The organism is Asticcacaulis sp. (assembly GCF_027484505.1).
In the GTDB taxonomy this organism is placed as follows: domain Bacteria; phylum Pseudomonadota; class Alphaproteobacteria; order Caulobacterales; family Caulobacteraceae; genus Asticcacaulis.
The window spans coordinates 1-5,360 of sequence record NZ_JAIXSV010000273.1 but is presented as its reverse complement, the minus strand read 5'-3'; the positions used below and the strand labels follow the sequence as shown (position 1 = coordinate 5,360).

Genomic DNA, 5,360 nt, shown 5'->3' with positions numbered 1-5,360 from the left:
GCCGACAATGGCTTCGTTTCGCATCCGCGAGATTGAGATTAACAGATCAGTAAGGTTTGACCAGAGGCTGTGTGAGCGCTCGCTACGGTTTTACCGGTTGTGTTCTTTTTGCCCCGCAGAACGGGGCGTAGCGGGGTCTGTGCAACATTGTTGAACATCGCAAGGGCCCCTGTTCCAGAGGGGTTGGCACCTGCCATGGTCCACAGGCGCCGGCCGTTCGGCACCGCCCCTGTGCAACAGCGTGAAACACAAAACACCCCCATGTTTCAGAGCAACTTGCATGACCCCACCGCCCGCGCACAGTGGCGGGGGCCGGTGCCGGGATGCGGACAGGCAAAGGGTGGTAACGGGGCGCAGCATAGCACGGAGGCGGCGAAAAGTCAGCGCTTGGCGCGCGCTTGGCGATCTGCCACCACCCCCGCCTATTCTCTCATCCCGGCGCACGCCGGCACCCACGGGCCCCACGCCCGACCCTGGCGCGGCCAGATGCTGAAGGGGGGCGGGCGGCAGGGCGAAGCGGACCGGTGGCCCACTACAGACAGTCACCAAATGTCGGCTTGCCCGGCCGCTCCACCGCTTCGGCCACCTCTTGTTGGAGAGCCGCCGCCCCCTGGGCGCGGAACTTCTCCAATCTCCATGGTCACGACCTCTTGACAGTCATCATATCCCACTCTGCCCCACCCCCTTGGTTATAGCCTCAAAGTCTGCTACGCACACAGGCGCGACGGCGCAGCGTAAGGGGATAATGATGGCGCGACCCAAAAAGGGCTCACAGGGCACAAAAATCGATATTCACACTACTATGGAAGAGCCTGACATTGACATCAGTCCCGATGAAAACAGCGACGATGTAGACGCCATCGCGGCGGGATACGTCAAAGATTACGTGTCTGGTCTTTCTATTAAGGCTACGCCTGAGGAGGTTGAAGCCACCCAGGTTTTTGCGAAGCGACTCGTAGAAGATTTTGGATATCCGAAATCTCGTCTCATCACTCGCCCTCAGTATCGTGTGCGCCGCCGCCCGTCTGACGAAAAAAAATCATACCCCGTAGATATCGCCGTGTTCTCCGACGATACGAAGCATGATGACAAGTGTTTGATGATTGTTGAGTGCAAAGCTGAAAACGTCAAGTCTGGGCGCAAGCAACTTGAGCTATATCTTTCACTGTCCGATGCTCCTATTGGTGTTTGGTTTAACGGGAAGTCTCACCTTTATTTACATAAACAGTACGTGGGGCAAGGGCGCCTGTCCTTCACCGAGCTCCCTACTCTGCCACGCTGCGGCCAGCGCATCGAGGATATTGGACGCTATCTGCGGAAAGATCTGCAGGCTACAAACCACCTGAAGTCTGTTCTGAAAGACATTCGCCATCATCTGGCAGGAAACCTGAAAGGGATAACAAAAGACGAGCGCTTAGCCCAACAAATCATTAATATTCTATTTTGCAAAATTTACGACGAGACAACAAAAGGCCCCGAGGAGCTTATGAGTTTTCGGGCGGGTGTTGGCGAGGACTCTAAGGTGGTTCGCGATCGTATCATCGAACTTTTTTCTCGCGTGAAAAATCGCTTTTCCGATGTATTTGACCCTACCGAAGCCATCGAATTAGATGATGAAAATATTGCCTATGTTGTTGGCGAGCTTCAAACCTATTGCATTACTGATGCAGAACGTGACGTCGTTGCAGACGCGTTTGAGGTCTTTATGGGGCCAGCGCTACGGGGTGAAGAGGGACAGTTCTTCACCCCCCGAAATGTCGTGCGGATGATCATCGACATAGTCGACCCTAAACCCGAGGAACTGATCATTGACCCCGCCTGCGGCTCTGGCGGCTTTCTTGTCGGTGCACTGGACTATGTTTGGCGCAAAATTGAAGTAGATGGCGCTGCACGAGGGCTCTCCAAGGACAGAATCAGAGAAGAACAACGACACGTCGGCTCTCGCTTTTTTCGAGGAATGGATAAGGATGCATTCCTGGCAAAAGTGGCCAAAGCTTACATGGCTATTCTCGGGGACGGCCGCGGAGGAGTGTTCTGCGACAACAGCTTGCTACCCACGGATCGTTGGGAGCCAATGGCGCAAAGCGCGATCCAATTAGGCAAATTCGACATCGTTATGACCAATCCCCCGTTTGGCACCAAAATACCAATCAAAGGGGCGGATACGCTGGGCCAGTACGACCTTGGTCACCAGTACAAAAAGGACAAGGCATCTGGCAGGTATACAAAGACAACCAAGCTCCATGAGAAGCAGCCACCACAAATCCTCTTTATCGAGCGCTGCCTCCAACTTCTAAAGCCTGGTGGGCGCATGGGTATCGTAATTCCTGAGAGCATCCTGGGAATGCCAACTTACACCCATATTGTGCAGTACCTCAGGGAGCGAGTGAGGATCGTTGGTGTTGTGTCGATGCCCGAGGAGCTCTTTCAGCCGCACACTCATGCAAAGACAGCCGTTATGTTCGTCAAGAAAATCCCCCCAAGCGATGGCGATCAAATTTTCATGAGTGTGGTCGAATGGTGTGGCCACGATTCTCGTGGAAATCCAACGATCCGCACAAAGGATGACGGGACGGAGGAACTCTTGGATGACGTCCCGGCGGCTGCAAAAGCATTTCGGACAATGATTAAGGATTTTTGCTGATGCGTCGATACGCAGAGTCCGGTTTTGTCCTCCCAGCAACGTCGGTCAAGCGCGATATCTTCATCCCGCGCTATTACGATCCACGGATTGGTGGCGAGTTAGCTGATCTTTCAACAACTCATCACCTCCTGTCGTTGGATCAGCTAATCGCCGCAGGCGATATTTTTCACGATCATGGGAAATATATACCAAAGATTTATTATGGAACTGGAGCATTCCCCTATATCAGAACAAGCGATATCGCAAATTGCGAGATAAAGGCATCACCGAAACATGGGGTAAGTCAAGCAATATATGATGCCTATAAAGATGAAAACGACGTGAAGGCGGGTGACATTCTTTTTGTACACGAGGGTACTTATCTGATTGGCGCAACTTCTCTTGTCACGCCATACGATGGCCCTATGCTCTATCAACATCACCTAGCAAAATTTCGCGTAGCCGAAAAATGCTCCTTCCCTCCACACTTCTTGCTCGCAGCCATAAATGCCCCTCTCGTCCAAAGGCAGATTCGGTCTAAGCAGTTTTCGGCGGACATTATTGATTCGGTTGTTGGCAGAGTAGGGGAGGTTATCATCCCTGTGCCGAAAGACCGCGACGCGATTATCCGGATTGCAAACTCCGTTCGGGGCGCAGTCGAAGGCCGAGCCATGATGCGAGAGCGACTGACACACCTCTTCCAAGCCATTGACGTTTGGTTGCGGAGAGCTGGTAGCGGTAACTTATCAGATATTTTGCAATGGATGCCCGATCCGAAAGATTATCAGGGCCGCCCTGCCTTCTTGGGAGAACGGCCGAGCTTTACGGCGTTCACGCTAAAATCCTCCAGCGTTAAAAAAGATATATTCATTCCAAAATACTACGACCCCTCCATTCCAACGATGCTCACCGACTATAGGGACCGCTGCGACTTAATTACGATTTCTTCGCTTGTGGGTGATGGTTCTATCTCCATACGAACGGGCGACGAGATCGGCAGACTAAACTACGGTACAGGCGAGAACCCATTTATTAGGACATCTGATCTGGGCTCATATGAGCTCAAATCTGACGCTAAGCACGGTGTGAATGATGCAGTGTTGTCTGCATACCCCCAAGGCATCGCTGAGAACGATATCCTGCTTGTCCGTGATGGCACGTACCTAGTTGGGTCCTCAGTTATGGTTAAGGCAGAAGATCTTCCCCTCCTTTACTGCGGAGGGATTTACAACATTCAGGTAAACAACTCGGAGAAGATTAGCCCCGCCCTCCTGTATGCAGCCCTCAACTTGCCTGTCGTCCGCGCCCAAATGAGGCGCAAACAGTTTACCCGTGACGTGATCGATACGCTCGGGCATAGACTACTTGAGGTGGTTTTGCCAATACCTAAAGACCCAGCAGTGCGGTCCTCAATATCCGATCTTGTGGAGCTACTATCTACGCAGAGGGTTCGGTATCGAGCTGAGCTCGACAACCTATTCAAGGGGATGTTCGCCATCGGTATGTAAATGGCAACGGGTTGATCATCGCTCTCAGTCTTGCAAGTTTCAGTCCCCTAACCGCCAACGGTAAAATCTCGCCCCTGGCCTAGGGTCCCGGCTTTCGCCGGGATGACGGTAGAGGGGTGGGAGAGGGGGCGGCGGTGACGGTGTGAAACGGCGGTGGCGGGTGTGAGGGGTGGGAGAGGGGAACCGGTGCTGCTCTCTGCCCGGCCGGACGAGGGCACCCACCGGCACCCTCGTCCGCCCGTCCATGCTCACTTCACCTCAACCTTCACGACATTATCGTCGGAATTGCGGTCGATCAGTTTGTTGTAGGGGTCGATGCCGGCATGGGTGGGGAGCTTGTCCACCGTGAACTCGATGACCGTCGTGCTGTCATCCACGGGGCGTTTTTCCATCGCCACCACCTTGCCGGCATCGAACCCGTCATCGCCGGGGCTGGCGGTGAACAGGCCGATATCGATGGGCAGGGAGACGGGAACCTTGGTTTCCTTGCCCTGGCCATCGGCCTCCACCTTGCCGGCCTTGACCGTCAGTGCCACCTTGTAGCGGCCGTCGGCCTGTTTTTCGGCGGTCGCCGACACGGCCTTCAGATCATAAAGCGTGATCTTTTCCAGCGTGTCGGTGATCAGGTCGGCCTTGTCCGGCCCGGCTTCTTCCTTCAGCAGGCGGATCAGGTCGGTGGAGCGGGGGTAGGGGGCGGATTTGTACTTGGTCTGTGTTACCAGACGGGCCAGCGCCCGGTTGACCACATCCTCGCCCAGCTGATCGCGCAGGAAATACAGCGCGACCGAGCCCTTGCGGTAATGGATATATTGCTGGTTCTCCACACGCGACAGGGGCTGTTCCTCCCGCTCCTCCCCCCCGCGGGAGCGCAGATAGGCATCCAGCTCGTATTTCAGGAAGCGGCGGATCTTGTCGGGGCCATAGGACTTTTCCATGACCATCAGGGCGCTGTATTGCGACAGGCTTTCCGACAGAAGCGTGCTGCCCTGGACATTGGCGCCCATCACCTGATGCGCCCACCATTGGTGTGCCACCTCATGCGCGGTGACGTAATAGACATAGTCGATCTTGTCGGGATCGCGCACATCGGCGACGAAGCCGATGGCCTCTGAATAGGGGACGGTGTTGGGGAAGGCCTGGGCAAAGCTGGCATAGGCCGGGAATTCCAGGATGCGCATCTGCCGGTGCTGATAGGGGCCGAAGGCCTTGCTGAAATAATCCAGGCTGTC

Annotated in this window: 3 protein-coding genes; 2 read left to right on the top strand and 1 reads right to left on the bottom strand. The window is 54.7% G+C overall.

Translation table 11 applies throughout. The features are described 5' to 3' along the window. Nucleotides 1–748: 748 nt before the first annotated feature. Nucleotides 749–2,644: an N-6 DNA methylase gene (locus Q0072_RS15995; RefSeq protein WP_298332131.1), complete on the top strand. Its 1,896-nt coding sequence runs from the start codon at nt 749–751 to the stop codon at nt 2,642–2,644. Beyond that, entirely contained in the window at nt 2,644–4,131 is a 1,488-nt protein-coding gene (locus tag Q0072_RS15990; RefSeq protein ID WP_298332128.1) for a hypothetical protein, read from the top strand. The genes Q0072_RS15995 and Q0072_RS15990 overlap by 1 nt, the downstream gene beginning before the upstream one ends. A 248-nt stretch (nt 4,132–4,379) precedes the next feature. Here the strand turns inward: Q0072_RS15990 and Q0072_RS15985 are convergent. After that, nucleotides 4,380–5,360, bottom strand: a 981-nt coding sequence (locus Q0072_RS15985) for a M1 family aminopeptidase (protein WP_298332125.1), incomplete at its 5' end; no start/stop codon positions are given.